The following is a 19,426-nucleotide window of genomic DNA, read 5'->3' on the forward strand; positions in this document are numbered from 1 at the left end:
AAAGTGACTTTGGTGGAGTCAGTGCCATCGCCAATAGTGGAAAGTGATACTCTCAGGCTGAAAATGACTCTGGAGCATCTTGATTTATGCTTCAGACTGTCTTTAGTACTTCAAGCTTACATGTGTTCTCGCTACTTGACGGCTTGCCTTTACAAGCTGTAATTGCTAGTTCAGTTTGCCATCAAGCTGCTGAAACTCTCATGCAATATTAGTTCCACTGCATTATTCTAAGGTCTACAAGCCCGATCTGGATCGTTCAAAGCTGTAATTTATGTTGATTTTGATGATTTTGCGGATAATTTAGGTAAATTTTTGACAAAACATGGGTCTAGCCGCTCAGAAATGAGGATTGGGAGCAATTGCTAATTCCTAAACCTCGATCGATCTACAGCCTAAACCCACAGGTTGGCACCGATAAGTTGCTTGAGTGGGTGGGGTGGGTAGATCTCCGCAGCCACTCAAATAACTGGCTAGTACCAGCACCCTTACTCAAGTGCTATCTCCCAAGCATCAATCTGGCATCGACTCCTGGCGTGTAGTTGACCTGACCTCGGTTGTCATTGAGGATTTGAGGTGTGAGTAGTACCACTACTTCTTGACGTTGATTGGCTTTGTTGGTGCTGCGGAAGAGCGCGCCAAGGATGGGGATATCACCCAAAATTGGTACCTTGGATACACTGGTACGTTCAGATTCTTGGATGATGCCTGACAAGATCAGAGTCTGACCGTCACGCAAGCGAATTTCACCAGAGTTGAGCGTTCGTGATTGCAGCAAACTGATATCACCATCAGCAGTAGTAAGCGTACTACCGATTGAGGATACAGTTGGCGAGACACCGACAGAGATAAAACCATTATCATCAATCCGATTGACCAAGATTTCCAGGCTCAAACCAGCTTGCTTGATAATTGGCTCTCTGGTACTGACCGTCGCCCCTGTACCTGCCACAGTATTTATTTTGAAGCCACCAAAGACATCTTGGGTAAGATTGACAGTAGATTTTTGACCTTCTTGAACTACCAAAGTCGGATCGGTTAGGATCTTGCCGTTACCACTGATGATTTGAGCTTGGAGAGTAGAGAGGAACTTAGTGGGAATTTGATAGTTTTGGGGCAATCCATAAGTGACTGTAGCTGGGCCGCCAGGAGTTACCGAGCCAAAAGTGAGTTGTCCGCCAGGTGGTACCAGTTGACCTGTTGCTGGACTGATGACAGAACCATCAGTAAGTTGTCCGCCTGGTTGGATGAGTTGACCTGTCTGAGGGCTGACTACCGCAGTTAAACCAGTGTTAAATGTTGGTGTTGCTGTATTAAATGTTGGTGCTACTACTGTGGCATTGCCAGGAGGAGTGTACGCAGTCACACCAGGTTGATAGGGGCTGGCGATAGTACCCAGATTCGGACGAGCATTATTACCCAATCCAGCACTATTACCACTGGTTTGATTACTCAAACTTGCATTGGGGTCGTAGTCCAAGAACGGCTGGTTACCACCAGGTAGACTGAGTGCCACAACGGGAGGCGTAGTGGGGCTAGCAAGTACTTGACTATTAGTCGGGGGGTTATAGCCACCATAGTTGTACACAGCGGCACCTTTATCGACAGACAGGAAGCCATCGCCCACTTTGAAGGACAGGCTATTGTTCATCAAGTTGGCGTTGGAGAGATTGACATCCACGATTTTGACATTGAGGGCGACTTGGCGGCGGCGACCATCTAGTCTAGTCAACATGCTAGTTGCCATTGCCACTTTACGCGCAGAGCCGATCAGTGTGACCGCATTGAGCCGCTCGTCAGTGCTAACAGCCAAGCCTTTGAGCAAGAGTGGGCCGTTGCCTTCATCGGCTTTGAGTGCCAGAATTGTTGGTGTTCTAGTTTCAACCGTACGGGCGGCAGCACCTTCGCCGACTGTTTGCAGCGCAACTTTGGTAATCGCAATTTGGGTTTCGGCACCCTGAGTGGTAAGGAAATTGGCAGCAGCAGCCGAAGTTACTTGATTCATCCGCAAGGTACGAACGATCGTCTCGCGCACAGAATCGGGCAAGCGACTGCCAACAAAAATGGTGTTACCAATCCGATTTGCTTCTAAACCGCTAAGTTGAAGAACGTAGTTGAAAGCGTTTTGAACGGGTTCATTGCGAAGGTTGAGCGAAACAGTCGCTTCGGCTTTAACTTTGCCATCAGCATTCAAAGTATCAGCATAAGCTAGATTGAGATTTGCCGATCGCGCCAATGATTCCAAAACTTCCCGTGCGGGGGAGTTTTTCAAGACCATATTGATCCGCGTAGTGGAATTAAGATCGATTTGGGGGGTTGCTGCGTCGATATTGGATACGCTGATATCCCCGACTGGTGGCGCAACGGCACGGGGCATCGTTGGTGCGTTCTCGATCGTGATTTTCGGATTGGGGACCAGGGGTGCGGTTTGAGCGAGTAAATCGCTGCTGGGTGTTGACTTGGATGCTTGAGTGGGTTGGGGTGCTGCTTGGACGCTAGTTACTGATAGCGCGGTAACGGCACTACCCATGACAATACTGGTGATAATCTGTTTAGTTGTGCTCACTTTTAGATCTCCTACTCCAGGAAAATAGTTACGGGGTGTTTAATTTGGTTTGGCGATCGATCGTGCGGGTCAAAGATGTTATCTCATTAGCTGAAGATCTCACCGCATTCCCACTTGGCTGTCGAGCTGATGTGGGATGGTTATTTTTTGACTGCGGGTGCAGGTGGTGGCGCGGCAGCGGCTTGCTCGGCGGTGTTCATCGGAATCAAAGCTTGGATTTTAAACGATGTTTTAATTGCGGCTTCGGGTTGAGGGACGGGTCTACCTTGAGCATTGAGCACTATCTTCTGACCCTCCACCGGAATTGCCGCTTTAAAATCTTTCACAATTAGTAATTGATCCAACCTTTCGATCGTACGTAAGATCGATTGGACTTGCTCAAAGTTGCCTTTGACTTCAATATCAATCCCTTTTCGTTTAATTTTGTTATTTAATGCTGCACCTAATGAACTATCGGTGACGATCGCCGCGCCACTACTACCAGTACCAGCTACAGGTAGATCTGGTTTAAATTTTTGCAGCTCTCCTTGCCGGATATTCACCAATTTATTCAGATCCAGGAGGAGTGTATCTAGCTTTTTATCACTTGCAAACAATCCAATCACAATCTGCTTTTTGGCTTTAGCTCGATCGAGCTTTTGTTCGGCAGCAGCAATTTTAATTGCATTATCTTTCCGCTGTTGAATCTGGTCTTCGGTTTGAGCTAGCTTAGTTTCTAGCTCCTGATTCTTGGTCAGTTGTGGTTGCAAAAAACTCATGAATAGGTATCCAGAAATACCGACACCCACAGCAGCTATACATAGACCGCTGACGATCGGATTAAATGTAATACCAAAGATGGATGGATATGCTGGCGCAGCTATAAAAGAGGTATTGCTGACCAAATCGCTCTCGATCAAATCGCTACTATATGTCATGGCATCACCTGCTGTTGTTGAAGACTTCTGAGTCGAGTTACCAATCCGACAGCTCCTTTGCGCTCCAACTCACTCATCAGATCCGCCGCCGGAATGCGCTTGAGTGAAGTTTGAATTGTGTAAGCAACTGTTTTTGGTAGCTCAAACTGGCGTGATTTGTCCGAAGTAGTTGCTCCAGGGATCGGTTTGCCATCGAGACCGAGTGCAGTGAGTGTGACACCATCAACTAAATTAGCATTCATCAACTGTGTCTCGTCTGGGTTGAAGAAGGCTGATTGCTTGAGTGTCAACATGAAGTTGTTGACTTCCTCAAAAGATTTGGCAGTCCCAATAATCTCCAGCTTGGCAGTCGGAATCTCGGCGGGGAGAGTAGCGACAGTAGCACTATTACCAGGCGTGGGGGCTACGGGTACGCTAGTTGGAGCTGTAGCCACTGGACTACCTGTCGGTGTCGCAGGTTTGGGGCTAGCTTCAGGATTGGGAGGAGTGGAGATTTTGTTGACCAAACCACCGCTTGGTGCTCCAGGCGCAGGTACGGGAGTCGCTGGAACTACGGGCTTGAACTCACTTTGGGTCACACTAGCAATCTGTACACCTTGAGGGATACTTTCACGCAAGTCTTGTAAGACAGCCGACCAGGGTTGCACTTGATTGAAGACGCCAGCTAGTGATTGAGTCTCACCCTCGATCTGACTGAGCTGGGTATTCAGTTCTTGGAGCCGAGCGTCTTGAACCTTGAGACTACCGAGCTTTTGGTCTAAGTCTCGCTGTTTGGCTTCGAGTTGACTGGTTTGCCGATCCAAGATCAGCCAGCCAGCACCACAAGCCAGTAGAGTGAGAGCTGCGGCACCGACGCCGATAAATAGTGGCAGTTTGCCGTATTTGGCAGGTGCCATCCGCGTGTCATTGACGAACTCGCTTTGTGACCCTGTTTGGTACTCAGTTCGTTCGCGCAGTAAATTGATATCTAGACTATACATATTGTTATATATCGCGCATTCCTAATCCCAGAACTACTCCTAGTCCGGGGCGTTGACCGATCGGAATATCCATTTCTGGCTCCAGTCCCAAGCCGCCGATGGGATCGACTTGAGTGGTGGGGATACTCAATCGCTGAGTGAAGAAGAGGTCGAGTTGTCCCAAGCCACCACCTGGTCCGGCGAGGAGTAGTTGTTCGAGTTTGAGTTGTTGACCGTTGTGACTCATATAAAACTCGATACTGCGGCGGACTTCATCAGCTAGTTCTGCCAAGATCCGCATCATGGCTGCCATGCCAGGATTGATGCTCGTCATCGCTTGGCTGTGATTGTCCATGCTACTCACTGGGATATCGGGGATGGTGATATCTTGGAGGATTTCGGAATTCCGAGTTGAGGGCAGATTCATGGCACTGCTGAGGGCTTCTTGCAGTTGGAAGGTGCCGATCGGGACGGTACGATTGAATTGAGGGATACCGTTGACGACGATCGCAATTTCGGTACAGTCGAATTCAATATCGATCAGCACTACTGCTTCTTGGGGAGCAAATTGGCGGAGTTGTTCTTTGATAGTCCTCAGGACGGCAAAGCTACTGATCTCTAGTACTTTTACTTGCAATCCCGCATATTGGAAGGTTTCGATGTAGCTATCGGTGACTTCCTTGCGAGTGGCAGCCAGCATCACTTGGACTTTATCCAATCCGTCTTCGTCAGTGACTAGATCGAGCTTTTGATAGTCGAGATCGACTTCTTCGCGCGGGTATGGTAAATATAGTGCTGCTTCTTGATTGAGAATCAGATCTCGCACTTCGCGATCGTTTAGTTCGGCGGGGAGTGGAATCAATCTAATCACTGCTTCGCGCATCGGTACTGAGGTAGCGACATGGGTAGCTTTGATGTTATTTTCAGATAGGGTCGCCCGAATCAAATCACCTAGTTCTTGAGGACTGACAATTCGCCCTTCCTCAAAAATTCCTTCAGGAACCTCAGCAAAACATAGCTTTGTAAGTGTTAGATCGGCACCTTTTTTTTGGAGTTGGGCAATGTTGATCCGTTCGGACCCGAGTTCGATTGCCACTCCACTACCACGCCTTGGGAATAGATTCTTTAATCGATTAAGCATATAAATTTGTTACTCATAGCCTGGAATATGCCACTAACGAAAAGCAGCGAAGACGGGGGATAATGTACTAGAGAGTACAAAGAGGGGAAATTTCTCGCAGACCGTTTGAGGACTCCTCGATCGATTTCGATCCGAATTATTTAAATATCTAATGGCTCTCCTTCTTAAATTACCCGTAACTACCCACCACAATTAACATTGCTGATAGTTTTTTTTTATTTAGGCGATCGCTCGGTTTGATTTGCGCTGGATAGTGATAGCGATTTAGCGTTAAAACCAATACGGGTAGAGGGTGAGCTGCTAAATTCAGATCGCCATTGGGGGCGAGTATTCGCAGCGGATGTCTAGTTTGAGGGCGCAACATCTGTCACTCGCGCACCCTGCGCGATCGTCACCCCTACTTGTGAGGACTTTGCTGTGTCGATCGTGACAACCACGGGCATGTCAACTCGATTATGATATCAACAGCATCTGCTCTGGATTTAACCCACTACAGCAAGTCCGAGATCTCGATCTTTAGTTATTTATCCAAGTTAGAATTTACTGTCATGTCAACACCCTTAGCATCACAGCCCCCTCGACTAATGTCACCATCTTTACTAGTCAGTCTGGCTGCCACCCCGTGGCTGGGAGCGATCGTTGCTACGGTAGCGACTGGGAGACTCCTGACCCAGTTGGGAGTGATGAGTGAAGAGATCTTTCGCGGCGATCGATTGCCAGTACTGCATTTCCCCACTAACCCCACTACGGAAATCTCGATCGATCTCGAATCATAAGTACGATCTGTGTATCCAGATATTGAGCCGATCGAGATTGGACTTGACGGCAGAGCAGGCGCAGCCCAAATCTTTGGTATAATGTTAGCGGTTTCCCAACTAGATCGCGCTCTGGGTAAAACTGTCTGCCTAACCGATCGCCGCATTGATGTCTGGTAGATATGTAAAAAAAAACGGCGATCGAGACGCAGCCAAGGCTGTGAGTGACAGGTGCGTCCGTAGACAGCCGCGCCAAGCCAGAAATTTTAATCGAGAGGTGATGATGGTGCCGCTGCAATACACGGTTCGCGGCACCATCATCACCTTGGGTAGTTCACCCCTTTTCACACTGCGAGCAACTGTAATATGTATCCGTTAACCCATGTTTCAGAAACAGAATTGATGGTTTTAACTCCAGCCAATTTATTACTAAACCATCGACTCAAGGTGATGGAAGACCTGTGGAAACGAGTACTGCGAGATGCTTGCGGACAAGATTTGGTCAATCTACTCAATCAACTCAGGGAGATGTGTGCGTCGGATGGGAGCGCAGCAGAACCCCTATCTCAAGAAGTACATCAACTGATCGAAAAACTCGATCTCAAAGATGCCATCCGCGCTGCTCGGGCATTTGCGTTATATTTTCAGTTGATTAATATTGTCGAGCAACACTACGAGCAATGCGAACAGAAGCTCGCACTCAAGTTGTCATCGATCCAGTATCCAGTACCGAGTTTTCCCGCTGCTGCAACCAGCCACCAATCCGAGAATATTGCTGCGCTAGGTGCTGGGTTACTCGAAAAAAATTGGCAAGCTTCTGCCCAACCTCAAAAAGATCGGGGGACATTTGCCGCCTTATTTCCACAGCTCAAATCAGCAGGAGTACCACCACAGCAGGTACAAAGACTATTTGATGAGTTGGATATCGGTTTGGTCTTTACCGCCCATCCTACTGAAATCGTCCGGCACACAATTCGCGACAAACAACGCCGCGTCGCTAAAATCCTCGAAAAACTCGATCGAGCCGAGGAGGATATGGCACGGCTGGGGATTGAATCTTCGTGGGAAGTCACCGAACTAGAGGAACAGCTCTTAGAAGAGATCCTGCTCTGGTGGCGGACAGACGAGCTGCACCAATTTAAACCAACAGTTTTGGATGAGGTAGATTATACCTTGCACTACTTTGAGGAAGTGCTGTTCGATGCGATTCCCCAACTATCGCAGCGATTGCATCTGGCTCTGAAGCAATCTTTTCCCCATCTCAAGCCACCCAATAATCGGTTCTGTCGGTTTGGTTCGTGGGTAGGGTCAGATCGCGATGGCAACCCTTCCGTTACGCCCAAGATTACCTGGGAAACTGCCTGTTATCAACGCGGCATCGTCCTCAAAAAATACATCAAATCGGCGCGAGGCTTGACTAATTCACTGAGTCTGTCGCTGCACTGGAGCAACGTCCTACCAGCATTACTAGAATCACTAGAGCAAGACAAGTCGCATTTCCCCGAAATCTACGATCGGTTGTCAATCCGCTACCGCCAAGAACCATATCGCCTCAAGCTTACTTACATGATCGAGCGGCTATCAAATACCCTCGACAGATCGCGTCAAGTAGCTAATTGGGACAATCTGCAATTGCCCAAGACCGAACTCAACCCCCATACCTGCTATCACTCTGGGGCAGATTTCCTCAAAGAGTTAGGATTGATTCGCCTTAGCTTGCAGCAAACCGGACTGACTTGCCAAGCCCTAGAAACCTTGATTTGTCAAGTAGAAATCTACGGTTTCAATCTTGCCCAACTAGATATCCGTCAAGAAAGCAGCCGTCACGCCGATACGATTGCCGAAATTGCTGACTATCTTCAGGTCTTGCCGCGATCGTATCACGATCTATCCGAAGCCGAGCGCGTCGAATGGCTGGTGCGCGAACTCCAAACCCGTCGCCCACTGATCCCTGGCGAACTCCCATTTTCACCCAAAACTGTCGAGACAGTCGAAACCTTTCGGATGCTCCGCAGGTTACATCAAGAGTTTGGCCCCGAAATCTGCCAAACATACATCATCAGTATGAATCGAGATGCCAGCGACATCCTCGAAGTCATGCTGCTGGCTAAAGAATCTGGTCTGTACGACCCCGCCACAGGGATTACCAGTCTCCAGGTAGTGCCACTATTTGAAACAGTCGAAGATCTCAAAAAAGCACCAGTAGTAATGCAGTTGCTATTTGAGTCGCCATTATATCGAGCGGCGATCGCCGGTGGCTATGAGCCAACACCAGCTAATGCTATTCCTGGATTGGTACCCAATCTCCAAGAGGTGATGTTGGGTTATTCCGATAGTAATAAAGATGCTGGCTTCCTCAGTAGCAACTGGGAGATCCACAAAGCCCAAAAAGCTCTTCAGTCGATCGCCGAGAAATTCGCCGTAAAGCTGCGGATTTTTCATGGACGTGGTGGGAGTGTCGGACGTGGCGGTGGGCCATCCCACGCGGCGATTTTGGCGCAACCAGGACATAGTATCAATGGTCGGATCAAGATTACCGAGCAGGGTGAAGTGCTCGCATCTAAGTATTCTTTGCCAGAACTCGCGCTCTACAACCTGGAGCAGGTCGCTAGTGCTGTGATCGAAACCAGCCTCATGGCTGGCGGGATCGATGATATCGAACCTTGGAACGAGGTCATGGAAGATCTGGCGGATCGATCGCGTCGTCACTATCGGGCACTAGTGTATGATTGCCCCGATTTAGTCAACTTCTTTCATCAGGTTACCCCGATCGATGAAATCAGTCATCTCCAAATCAGTTCCCGTCCCGCGCGTCGCGGTGGTAAGCGGGATCTCGCCAGTCTCCGCGCCATTCCGTGGGTATTTAGTTGGACGCAGAGTCGGTTCCTCCTGCCCTCCTGGTATGGCGTTGGTGCTGCACTTGAAGAATTTGTCGCCGAATCGCCGATCGAAAACTTTGAACTGCTCCAAGGCTTCTACCGCAAATGGCCATTTTTCCGGATGGCTATTTCCAAAGTCGAGATGACGATCTCCAAAGTCGATCTCCAGATCGCTCGTCACTACATGGAAGAACTCTCCCAGCCTGAAGATCGCGCGCGGTTTGAGATCTTATTCGATCGGATTGCGCATGAATATCGGATCATCAGCGATCTGGTATTACGCATCTCTGGACACGAACGATTTCTCGATGACAATCCCGAACTCCAGCGATCGATCCAACTCCGCAATGGTAGCATCGTCCCGTTGGGCTTCCTGCAAGTCTCGCTCCTCAAGCGTCTGCGCCAACATGGTGGAGCCGGAATGATTTACTCGCGCTACAGCAAGAAGGAACTCCTCGACGGTGCATTGCTCACCATCAATGGTATCGCTGCTGGAATGCGGAATACAGGCTAGGTGACAGTTGACAGTTGACAGTGCCCACCCTACCTACTACCCTTTATCACTCCTACTCCCTAAAACCTAAAGCCTAAAACCTAACTATGTGGCGGATTACGATCGCATGTTCTGCTGAAGACTGGGGCATTAGTAGTAAAATCTTCAAAGATCTGGCTACTAGATATCCCAGCACTCTGCTTTCATCCAAGAAAATGTATGGTGACGATCGCCGGATTATGGAATATCAGATCGAAAATGTCAGCGATGCTGAAGAATTCACCGACGAATGTCTGACCATCCCAGGTTTTACCGCAGTATTTGAATCTCTTTAGGATCGTGACATAGCAGTCATCACGCCGGTGAAGATATTGTCGCTGTTACGATCTAGCTCCCCGATTTCTCTAAGAAGTCGGGGAGCTGTACATACCGATACGGCGACTGCTACATTAGATCGCCCAAGCGGTTAAAATTGCTCCTCAGAGTACAAAGTCCGCCTACGCGGACTAGTTTATTAGTCCGCGTAGGCGGACTTCGCATCACTAGCCACGATTTGCGGATGGAATCGCGCTGAGGTTCCCTCAGCGTGCGTTCCACCAAGCAGCGTCTCGCGCTCCGTCTGTGCCTACGGCAGGTTTACGCCAACGACACGCCGAACTTCGTATGCCTACGGCAGGCTACGCCAACGCCAACGTCTACGGGTTCCCCGAAGGTTTAGCGAGACAGCGACTGAAATCACGCGGAGGTTCCCTCCGCATGTGTTTCAGTCAAGACAAGACACAATCGTTGGCCTTCCAGTAGAGCTGATGCGCGCGAATACACCCTACGATTGATTAGAACTAGAACGAAGTGACTACTGAGGAGTAAGATCGAGTGATTGGGTGAGCTTTGCAGGCAGGATATCGTACTTACTCAAAGCCTGACGGGTAGATGCGATACTACAAGCCAGTGCGATCCGATCCTGTTGCAAAATCCCGACTACCAGATCTGGTTGAGACTTATCGATCACAGGTAATTGGTGTAAACCTCTGGCTGCCATCCGATCGATCGCCTCAATAATCGGCTCGTCAATGTCGGCATAAACTAAATATTTGGTGCAAATACTTCTCAAATTATCAGTCAATAAGCGACTGGGTTGCGGTGAAGCTTCGGCTTGAGAAATTGCCCGACTCAGATCGTGGAGTGTGATAATACCCAGTAATTCCTCGCGATCGTCAATCACGAGCGCACTGTGACAATTACTTTGCGTCAATTTTAACCCAGCCGCCAGAATATCCAACCGATCGGACAACCGAAGATAGTGCGTATCCATCGCATCCCGCACCTGTAAATTCTGGAGGCTAGCTAGATAGCGATCTGGTTGCACGCTCAGGGCCAATTTATCCAATTTATCTGGCGATTTTGACTTAGGGTTCATCCGTTCGATCGCCCAAATACTCAGCCCGACACATGCCATCACAGGCAAGACGATCCGGTAGTCGCGAGTCAGCTCAAACATCAGCAGGATCGCTGTCAGTGGTGCTCTAGCACTGCTAGCTAGTACCGCAGCCATTCCGACCATGGCGTATGCTGGCGGGGCAGCAATCAGCCCGCTGAGACTAGGAAATAATAGCACCAGTGATTTACCATAAATCGCTCCCATCGTCGCACCCAAAAACATCGATGGGGCAAATAAACCACCCACTAAACCACTGCCCAAACTCACCGCCGTCATCAATAACTTGACGACCAAGATCGATACTAGTAGCACGATCGAGAACTGAACATCTTGCAACATCGCTTCGATCGTCTCATAGCCAATGCCAGTAACTTGAGGGAATTTCAAAGCCACAATTCCGACAATCGCCCCACCAATTACTGGCGTCAGACACCGAGGAATTTTGCCCAACCACGACAAGGAACTGACATTCCCCTGGAAGGCTTCCCGCGCAAAGTCTACAGTCTGGGTATATGCAAAGGCAACCATACTCGCCAACCCACCCAACAACAGATACAAGGGCAACTCGAATAAACTTTTTACCTCATATACGGGTAGTGCAAATGCCGGACGCGCTCCTAGACCAATTTGAGCGACCAGCGATGCAACTACCGCCGCCAATACCACCACGCTCACTGCCGAAGTCGCAAACGTCGTACCCAACACTAACTCTAGGGCAAAAAACACTCCGGCGATCGGGGCATTAAATCCGGCGGCAATCCCTGCTGCTGCACCCGCTCCCAGCAATAAACGTTGACGTTCTTGGGAAGCATTTAGAGCCTGTCCCAAAAACATCCCCAGATTTGCGCCAATTTCCACACTCGGCCCTTCTGGCCCCAGCGATGCACCAGTTCCGAGCGATACCGACGCCGCCACCATCTTGACCAATCCCCGCCAGGGAGAGACTTTTTTGCCCGATTGGGTCGCCGCGATCATCGAGTTCATATTCGGACCGAAATCTCGCCAGTACCACCGCATGATCCCGACGACAATCCCCCCCAGGATCGGCACTAGTGCAACAATCCAAGTCCCTTGAATGTGCAGCAACCCCTTGAGCCGATCGACAATCAGCGTATGAGAGGAACTGTGCGATCGATCGATCAGATAGTGAAATAAAACTACTCCCAATCCAGCCGTGCCCCCAATGAGTACGGATAGTAGCATCACCACTAGACCAGGAGAGGGGTCGAGGCGGTTGAGCTTGTCGGTTAGCCGTGAGAATAATGGTGTCATGGGAGACACTGATGATGGCGGAATTACGGTCATGGATAACGCCAGAACTATGAGAGGGTAATTAAATTTTGTTAATTAAATTGTAATGTTTATTGAGGTCGATTGGGGATCGATTATTGGTGGTTACAAGCCAATCAGCAGACGAGATCCACTGCTAGCATCGGAAAACCAATTTACCGCCTCGGCTGCTATGTTCTAATTACCAGCCGCGATCGAGTGTCCCTTCCATCGATGTTTGTAATTCTTGGGTGAGATCGAGTGTGGCTTGTCTCGCTTGGCGACGACCACTTTTATATCGATCCCAATAATCAGAGAGCGGGATCGGGTTACAGATCGTCATTTGTACCCGTCGCTTGCCCAGTTGCGGACGTTTGGCATTTTCACCTCTAATCTGAGCGACTAAATCCCACAGCAAAAGGGTGATTTCAGCAAAGCGATCGATTGTCGGTCGATCCTTGACATAAGAGCTAGTGACGGCGATGAAACTTTCGACCAGCCGCATGTGCCACATCCGCAGATCGGCTTCGCTGGCAATGCGATCGGCTAATTTGCGGCTGACTGGCGACATATTAGTAGGGATGGTCAACTCTTCGAGATAAATCCAATTCCACCCGGCTTGCTCGATCCGCCGACAGCGATCGATCTTGGTACCCCTGGGTTGCAGATTAAAATAACTTTCGGATACTTGCAGGGCAAAATCTAGCAAAGATTGCAGTCTTTGAGAGATCTCCGTCCGCGAAATCGTCTGTGCTTCTGGCGGACGCTCGGGGATTTGATACTGATAAAATTGAGCGTAAAAATTCTCCATTTGGTAGAGTAGATACTGACTGAGCCGATAAAACCTGTCATAGAGTAACTTCTGCATCGGTCGTGGGTCGCTTTGACCGATCGCTACCCGCGAGTCATGTCGATCGATACTCATGCCACAATCCTGTTCTAACTGCGCGATCGTTTCTTCTAGCCGCAACCACGGCTCATCGACGTAGTAGTATTGAATCCCGATCGGAATAATCAAAACGTCCTCCTCTCTCCCCGCTGCAATCAGGTCTTCCATCGCCCAAAAGCCAAGTTGAGCCGCTCCTGACTCCAACGGACTCACTAGTTCGCTATGTCCATTCGTAGCCCCTTCTGGCGCGATCGCCAGTGGCATCTGCCCATTGACCAACAACTCTCGGGCTGTCCTCAATCCCGCACTATCAACGCGCCCCCGATGGATGGGTATCCCTCCCAGTCTGGGATACAACCAACTGACAATCTTCCCCGCCCACAATGGAATCCCCCGGTCGTAGATAAAGTGTGCGAACACAGGCGACTTCAATAAAATCCGATGCTTCCGAGCCGCATCCGGGAGTAGCTTTGTCAATAGATAGCCCATACAAAAAGAGTCATCGCTACTCGGATGCCGAAAAGCGATAATCAACCGCAACCTACCCATCTGCGACTGCTTGTAGACTTCTACCAAGCGATCGATATCTGTCACATCGATGTTGGCGATCTTCAGTTTGGACTTCAACCAATAAGGCAATACCCAAGCAACTAGCCGTAACACCCACACATTAAATCTAGGGGGCAGGAATGCTAGTTGTGGTTGCGCTTTGGTAATTGGGGGCATGGGAAAAATACTCTTTGACCCAGTAGAGGATACCTCAAATCGCAAAATTAATCACCGTCTGAATGACTGATTTCGAGTGTAATTAGTAGTGCAAAGACGACGCTTCACGCCAGCAACCGCATCTGTGCAATCGCATAATCCGAAAAATCATAGTCGGATTGGAATCACTTTTGCTGCGGCTGACTCCCTGGCAACTCGGATCGCCAGTGCTGATTGAATCAACGATGCCATCATCGAGCTACCCCCATAACTAAACATCGGGAGTGGTAAACCAGTCGTCGGTAGCATCCCCGCCGCCACACCGATATTAAATAGTGATTGCACCACAATAAACGTCGTCGCGCCAACTGCCACCAGCCGATGGACGGGATCTGGACTGCGACTGGCAATGGACAAACCCAAAGTGGCATAGCTCATTACGATACTCAGTAGCAGCACTCCACCGACGAGTCCAAACTCTTCGCCAAAAACAGAGAAGATAAAGTCGGTATCTTGGATCGGTAAATAGTCCAACTTTTGTTGAGACAACCCAAACCCGTTGCCCCAGACACCGCCAGAGCCGATCGCGAGTAAGCTTTGCACTAGCTGAAAACCATCACCGCGTTCATCTTGCCACGGATTGAGAAAAGACAGCATTCGCGATCGTTGGTATGAGTGCATCATCAGACTCATCGTTGCGACTAGTCCCCCACCAATGGCCGTGCCAGCCAGATAGCGCAATGGCAGCCCAGCAGCAAAAGCGATCGACCACAACCCTATCCCACACAAGGATGTGGTGCTGAGATTCGGTTGCTTGAGGATCGCCAATAACACGATCGCAAAGATGCTCAACCAAGTCACTCTGACTCGGATCGAATACTGCTCCCACCGTCCAAATAGCTTTGCGCCTTGCAATACCAAAAAGGGTTTGATCAGTTCTGATGGTTGCAGTTGGATGGGGCCGATCGCAATCCATCGCGTTGCACCCATTGTATTTTGACCCATACCAGTCAAGACAGTCAACAACAATAACACCAAAATCCCCAATAAGATCCACTGGGCAACTTTGAGCAGTTTGCGTAATGGTGAATGAACGATCGCATTAAATATTACCAAACTAATCGCGATCGACAAAAGCTGACGCGTTATGTAGTACAAGCCATCTTTTTTCTCGACTTCCCCATGATAATAGGAAGCTGAGAATAGTACGAACATGCCGATCGCCAGCCACAGAAAAGTCAACCACCGCATCAATCTTGCCGTTAACGACCAGTCTTTTACTGTGGGGTCAAAAAATGGAATTAAAAGGCGCAAGTTCACGATCTTAGGAAAATAGGGGTAGGGTGTAAATTTTGAGGTAAGGTTCCATCCAGCGTCATTTCTAGCTTGATTTTAAATTGAGCTTGCTGCTTTGCCGGAGATCCTACGCGATCGAAACCCATCCTATTTAACCACAACACCCACTCTAAATTAACTGCCGCTTGCGCCTTCGGAACGCATTTCTGGTCGCTTAGCTCTGGCGATCTGTTTCAGTCAGCAGCTCTCCATCAAAACGGCGATCGGGTCTTGAGGTCGAGGTAAGATATGTTAGATTAGCTGACAGCTCGATTTTCAGCATTCTGCTTGACTGTCAATCTGAGCGATCGACACGATCGTAATTTACTCCCATATTATTTAGAGCATTAGTTCCCCCGCTCAGATTTTTCTAAATCTAATTATGTTAAAAAATCTATTTGTAAACTGGCAACGACAATCGCTAATAGTACTTGTCATAGCGATCGCCATTGGGATTAGTAGCTGCCAACAACTTATTAGTTCCTCTTCCGCCCAAACTACTAACCAATTAGTATCAGCCATTCTCAGCGATCCCAAAACTTTTAATGCCGCATTGAGCAATGAATCACCCAATATTTTTGGTTACGTCGGTGAGGGATTAATTACCGAAAATGGCAAAGGAGAGATCGTGCCAGCCTTAGCCCAATCCTGGGTCATCTCTTCAGATAAAAAGACCGTGACCTTTACACTCAGACCAAACTTAAAATGGTCAGATGGTGTATCATTAACCACCGATGATGTGTTGTTTACATTTAATGAAGTTTATTTCAACGAACAGATCCCTACCGATACACGCGACATCCTCAAAATTGGGAAAAATCGTAAACTACCTACAGTCAAAAAAGTAGCTGACGATCGGATCGAGTTCATTACCCCCGAGCCATTTGCTCCTTTCCTCCGCACATTAGGAATTAGTATTTTACCAGCTCACAAATTACGTCCGACAATCGACCAAAAAGATGAAAAGGGCAAACCGCTATTTCTCAGTACTTGGGGAATTAACACCAAGCCAGCAGATTTAGTTTCCAATGGCATTTTCACACTCGACTCCTATACACCTGGAGAACGGCTGGTTTTTAAAAAGAATCCTTACTATTGGCGTAAAGATTCCAATGGGAAGCAACAGCCATATATCCAGAGATTAATCTGGCAAATTGTCGAATCTACAGATACCGCGCTAGTTCAGTTTAGATCGGGTGGTTTGGACTCTTATGGTGTTTCGCCTGATTTCTTTTCTTTACTTAAAAAAGAAGAACAAAAAGGTGACTATAAAATTTATAATGGTGGGCCAGCAACCGGAACTACGTTCATGTCTTTCAATCTAAATCAAGGCGAACGAGATGGTAAGCCACTAGTCGATCCGATCGAATCACGCTGGTTTAATAATATCAAATTTCGTCAGGCGATCGCTTATGGCATCAATCGTCAGCGGATGATAAATAATATCTATCGCGGACTCGGCGCACCTCAAGATTCACCGATTTCTGTGCCTAGTCCTTATTATTTATCACGCGAACAAGGATTACCATTTTATGATTATAGCCCACAAAAAGCTAAAGCACTATTTGCAGAGGCTGGGTTTAAATATAATGACCAAAATAAACTTGTTGACGATCGCGACAATCCAGTCAGATTTAGCTTAATCACTAATTCTGGCAATAAAATTCGCGAAGCTTTGGGTACTCAAATAAAACAAGATTTAGCTCTAATTGGGATTGAAGTAGACTTTACACCGATCGCTTTTAGTCTGTTACTCGATCGAATTGATAGCTCATTACAATGGGATAGCTTATTAATTGGATTCACTGGTGGGATCGAACCAAATGATGGAGCCAATTTTTGGTCGGTAGATGGCGGTTCGCATATTTTCAATCTCAAACCCAAGCAGGGCACACAACAAATTACTGGACGTCAAGTAGCTGATTGGGAAAAGAAAATCGACGAGCTTTATATTCAAGCGGCACAAGAATTAAATGAAGAAAAGCGGCGGCAAATTTATATCGAGACTCAAAAAGTCACTCAAGCAAGCTTACCATGTATTTATTTAGTCAATCCTCTATCATTATCGGCTGTCAAAAATCGAGTTAAAGGGATTGATTATTCACCAATTGCTGGCCCATTCTGGAATCTGCATGAGTTGACTATTAGTGCAGAATAATAAATCTAGCTTGAGTGAGATCTCTAAATCTACAAATTATTGCGTGAACCAAACAGTGCCGACTCTAAATTAGCTAGGTTATTTAGTTGAGGCAATCGCCTTGCTCAGAAACTCAGCCCACTCAGCCGCCATTGGCACTTCAGTAAATGGAATATTGATGTCGTCCCCATCGATGAGCTGAAACTGAAGATCGATCTTTTTACCATTATTAGGTAAATCATTTAGATCGATGGTAACTCGATCGACCGTTAAGTGAATCTGTTTGACTCGATCGAGATTAAATGTCTGAAGATCTTGCGGTTCGGCTTTGGTGGGCTTACCCCAACTAATTTCTCGATCTTTGAGTCCCATCACAGCATAGATATCATACTTGCAGCGATCGAATCCTACCGCCCAGCGTTTGTAGGCTTCAAGTTTCTGGTACTCATTAGCACCCGCTCTCGCCAACCAGATAAATGCTCCCAGCAGCGGGAGCCACATTAAACCGCGTTCCATAGTATTTAGGGGGTAGGGGGTAGAGGGTAGCGATGCGCGATACGTAGGGTTCCCCGAGGGTTTAGCGCATCAAGACAGAGGGTAGGGGGTAGTGGCGAGGGAATTAGCTAGTCCCTTCTCACCCAAAAAATAGACAATATTTATTTACCATCCACTATCCACTATCCACCATCCACCATCCACATCTACACCGGATGCCTAATTCTTCACTGAGGAGGAAATATGTTGTCCGTATTCTAAACACAGTATCCTAGTAAATATCACGTTATGTAAATTTTCATGAAATGTATCATCAACCGTCGCGCACAGTTTTCCGCTAGCCACCGCTATTGGTTGCCAGAATTAAGCGCGGCGGAGAACCAAGTCAAATTTGGCTTGTGCGCCCAGCCGTACGGACACGGACACAACTACGTCTTGTACATCTCGCTCTATGGCGATATCGATGACTATGGGATGGTGCTCAACCTCTCCGATGTCAAACACGTCATCAGCAAAGAAGTCACCTCCCAGCTAGACTACAGCTTTCTCAATGATACCTGGTCGGAATTTCAGACAACGCTGCCTACCACCGAAAATATTGCTAGGGTAATTTGGCAGCGATTGGCTCCTCACCTCCCGCTCGTCCGCATTCAGCTATTTGAACATCCCGAACTTTTTGCAGAATATACAGGTAAAGACATGGAAGCCTCACTGACTATCGGTACTCACTTTAGCGCGGCTCACCGTCTCGCGCTAGATAGCCTCACTCTCGCCCAAAATAGTGAGATCTATGGCAAGTGCGCGCGAGTAAATGGACACGGACACAACTACCACCTCGAAGTCACCGTCACTGGCGAAATCGACGCCCGGACGGGAATGATTGTCGATTTGGTCAAACTCCACGAGCTAGTAGACAAATATGCTGTCGAACCGCTAGATCACACCTTCTTGAACAAAGACATCGCCCACTTTGCCAAAGTCGTCCCCACGGCTGAAAATATCGCTGTGTATATCGGCTATCTCATCGAGCAACCGATTCATGAGCTAGGCGCGCAGCTACATAAAGTCAAACTAGTCGAAAGTCCCAACAACTCGTGTGAGTTACTTTGGAGTCAAGATTTTAGTACGCTGGCAGCTCGTCAACTAGCCACTGTCGCTCTGGCTGGTGTCTAGATTGTGACTATAGCCATTGTGACAATTTTAGCGATCGATCGGTCGATCGGTCGATCGAATTTGAGCGATCGATCGTTTATAATTAGCCAAGCTTGACAATAAATCATCACAGATGGCATCTACAAATAGTATAAGTGGCACAGCTAATAATTAGACATTGACATAATTATTTCATAATTGAATTAGCTTCACACTATGATCCTTCAGCCGTAACTGATAAAATCGGCAAGAGTATTTGTCCCGAATGCTGTTCTCAGCACAAGTGGGTTACCATCTGC

15 protein-coding genes are annotated in these 19,426 nt (G+C 48.0%); 5 read left to right on the forward strand and 10 right to left on the reverse strand.

The annotated features are described in order from the left end of the window. Window positions 1-496: 496 nt before the first annotated feature. The 5 genes from ACEW9I_RS12155 to ACEW9I_RS12175 form a co-directional block, all read right to left on the reverse strand. The gene (locus ACEW9I_RS12155; RefSeq protein ID WP_373540596.1) at window positions 497-2,563 is read right to left on the reverse strand and encodes a secretin and TonB N-terminal domain-containing protein; all 2,067 of its coding nucleotides are present in this window, start codon (window positions 2,561-2,563) and stop codon (window positions 497-499) included. 140 nt (window positions 2,564-2,703) lie between these two features. Beyond that, on the reverse strand, window positions 2,704-3,480 hold the full coding sequence (locus ACEW9I_RS12160; RefSeq protein WP_373540597.1) for a pilus assembly protein: 777 nt from the start codon (window positions 3,478-3,480) through the stop codon (window positions 2,704-2,706). Further along, window positions 3,477-4,460, reverse strand: coding sequence for a PilN domain-containing protein (locus ACEW9I_RS12165; RefSeq protein WP_373540598.1), 984 nt, complete (start codon window positions 4,458-4,460; stop codon window positions 3,477-3,479). Before ACEW9I_RS12165 ends, ACEW9I_RS12160 begins: the two co-directional genes overlap by 4 nt. 4 nt (window positions 4,461-4,464) lie before the next feature. Next, entirely contained in the window at window positions 4,465-5,580 is a 1,116-nt protein-coding gene (pilM, locus tag ACEW9I_RS12170; RefSeq protein WP_373540599.1) for a type IV pilus assembly protein PilM, read from the reverse strand. A 169-nt stretch (window positions 5,581-5,749) separates the two neighbouring features. Continuing rightward, window positions 5,750-5,944: a hypothetical protein gene (locus tag ACEW9I_RS12175; protein WP_373540600.1), complete on the reverse strand. Its 195-nt coding sequence runs from the start codon at window positions 5,942-5,944 to the stop codon at window positions 5,750-5,752. Between the two features lie 184 nt (window positions 5,945-6,128). Between ACEW9I_RS12175 and ACEW9I_RS12180 the strand changes: the two genes are divergently transcribed. Continuing rightward, on the forward strand, window positions 6,129-6,356 hold the full coding sequence (locus ACEW9I_RS12180; RefSeq protein ID WP_373540601.1) for a hypothetical protein: 228 nt from the start codon (window positions 6,129-6,131) through the stop codon (window positions 6,354-6,356). A 129-nt stretch (window positions 6,357-6,485) separates the two neighbouring features. On the opposite strand, the gene ACEW9I_RS12185 is transcribed toward ACEW9I_RS12180, so the two are convergent. After that, a complete protein-coding gene (locus ACEW9I_RS12185; protein WP_373540602.1) occupies window positions 6,486-6,683 on the reverse strand; it encodes a hypothetical protein in 198 nt (65 codons plus the stop codon). A gap of 18 nt (window positions 6,684-6,701) precedes the next feature. On the opposite strand from ACEW9I_RS12185, the gene ppc reads away from it, so the two are divergent. Continuing rightward, window positions 6,702-9,728, forward strand: a complete 3,027-nt coding sequence (ppc, locus tag ACEW9I_RS12190; RefSeq protein WP_373540603.1) for a phosphoenolpyruvate carboxylase — start codon at window positions 6,702-6,704, stop codon at window positions 9,726-9,728. An 86-nt stretch (window positions 9,729-9,814) separates the two neighbouring features. Then, on the forward strand, window positions 9,815-10,042 hold the full coding sequence (locus tag ACEW9I_RS12195; RefSeq protein ID WP_373540604.1) for a hypothetical protein: 228 nt from the start codon (window positions 9,815-9,817) through the stop codon (window positions 10,040-10,042). Window positions 10,043-10,560: 518 nt separating this feature from the next. On the opposite strand, the gene ACEW9I_RS12200 is transcribed toward ACEW9I_RS12195, so the two are convergent. The 3 genes from ACEW9I_RS12200 to ACEW9I_RS12210 all read right to left on the reverse strand — a co-directional run bounded on the left by ACEW9I_RS12200 (window position 10,561) and on the right by ACEW9I_RS12210 (window position 15,328). Beyond that, window positions 10,561-12,450 carry a chloride channel protein gene (locus ACEW9I_RS12200; protein WP_373540605.1) on the reverse strand — a complete coding sequence of 630 codons (1,890 nt, stop codon included), beginning with the start codon at window positions 12,448-12,450 and terminating at the stop codon, window positions 10,561-10,563. Between the two features lie 166 nt (window positions 12,451-12,616). Then, window positions 12,617-14,029: a 1-acyl-sn-glycerol-3-phosphate acyltransferase gene (locus ACEW9I_RS12205; RefSeq protein WP_373540606.1), complete on the reverse strand. Its 1,413-nt coding sequence runs from the start codon at window positions 14,027-14,029 to the stop codon at window positions 12,617-12,619. A 147-nt stretch (window positions 14,030-14,176) separates the two neighbouring features. Next, window positions 14,177-15,328, reverse strand: a complete 1,152-nt coding sequence (locus tag ACEW9I_RS12210) for an FtsW/RodA/SpoVE family cell cycle protein (RefSeq protein WP_373540607.1) — start codon at window positions 15,326-15,328, stop codon at window positions 14,177-14,179. 397 nt (window positions 15,329-15,725) lie between these two features. On the opposite strand from ACEW9I_RS12210, the gene ACEW9I_RS12215 reads away from it, so the two are divergent. After that, window positions 15,726-17,501 (forward strand): ABC transporter substrate-binding protein, encoded by a 1,776-nt coding sequence (locus ACEW9I_RS12215; RefSeq protein ID WP_373540608.1) that lies wholly within the window; start codon window positions 15,726-15,728, stop codon window positions 17,499-17,501. Window positions 17,502-17,579: 78 nt separating this feature from the next. Here ACEW9I_RS12215 and ACEW9I_RS12220 read toward each other — a convergent pair whose 3' ends face one another. Continuing rightward, window positions 17,580-17,996 (reverse strand): hypothetical protein, encoded by a 417-nt coding sequence (locus ACEW9I_RS12220; protein WP_373540609.1) that lies wholly within the window; start codon window positions 17,994-17,996, stop codon window positions 17,580-17,582. 279 nt (window positions 17,997-18,275) lie between these two features. Here ACEW9I_RS12220 and ACEW9I_RS12225 point away from each other — a divergent pair, with 279 nt between their 5' ends. Then, window positions 18,276-19,148 carry a 6-carboxytetrahydropterin synthase gene (locus ACEW9I_RS12225; RefSeq protein WP_373540610.1) on the forward strand — a complete coding sequence of 291 codons (873 nt, stop codon included), beginning with the start codon at window positions 18,276-18,278 and terminating at the stop codon, window positions 19,146-19,148. The last annotated feature ends 278 nt before the right edge of the window (window positions 19,149-19,426 follow it).

Origin of the sequence: Chamaesiphon sp. (assembly GCF_041738855.1) — a bacterium.
Classification (GTDB): domain Bacteria; phylum Cyanobacteriota; class Cyanobacteriia; order Cyanobacteriales; family Chamaesiphonaceae; genus Chamaesiphon.

Coding starts and splice junctions, on each gene's coding strand:
- ppc (WP_373540603.1), top strand. CDS start 6,702: ATGTATCCGTTAACCCATGTTTCAGAAACAGAATTGATGGTTTTAACT.
- ACEW9I_RS12195 (WP_373540604.1), top strand. CDS start 9,815: ATGTGGCGGATTACGATCGCATGTTCTGCTGAAGACTGGGGCATTAGT.
- ACEW9I_RS12215 (WP_373540608.1), top strand. CDS start 15,726: ATGTTAAAAAATCTATTTGTAAACTGGCAACGACAATCGCTAATAGTA.
- ACEW9I_RS12200 (WP_373540605.1), bottom strand. CDS start 12,450: ATGACCGTAATTCCGCCATCATCAGTGTCTCCCATGACACCATTATTC.
- ACEW9I_RS12220 (WP_373540609.1), bottom strand. CDS start 17,996: ATGGAACGCGGTTTAATGTGGCTCCCGCTGCTGGGAGCATTTATCTGG.
- pilM (WP_373540599.1), bottom strand. CDS start 5,580: ATGCTTAATCGATTAAAGAATCTATTCCCAAGGCGTGGTAGTGGAGTG.
- ACEW9I_RS12160 (WP_373540597.1), bottom strand. CDS start 3,480: ATGACATATAGTAGCGATTTGATCGAGAGCGATTTGGTCAGCAATACC.
- ACEW9I_RS12165 (WP_373540598.1), bottom strand. CDS start 4,460: ATGTATAGTCTAGATATCAATTTACTGCGCGAACGAACTGAGTACCAA.
- ACEW9I_RS12225 (WP_373540610.1), top strand. CDS start 18,276: ATGAAATGTATCATCAACCGTCGCGCACAGTTTTCCGCTAGCCACCGC.
- ACEW9I_RS12175 (WP_373540600.1), bottom strand. CDS start 5,944: ATGTTGCGCCCTCAAACTAGACATCCGCTGCGAATACTCGCCCCCAAT.
- ACEW9I_RS12180 (WP_373540601.1), top strand. CDS start 6,129: ATGTCAACACCCTTAGCATCACAGCCCCCTCGACTAATGTCACCATCT.
- ACEW9I_RS12205 (WP_373540606.1), bottom strand. CDS start 14,029: ATGCCCCCAATTACCAAAGCGCAACCACAACTAGCATTCCTGCCCCCT.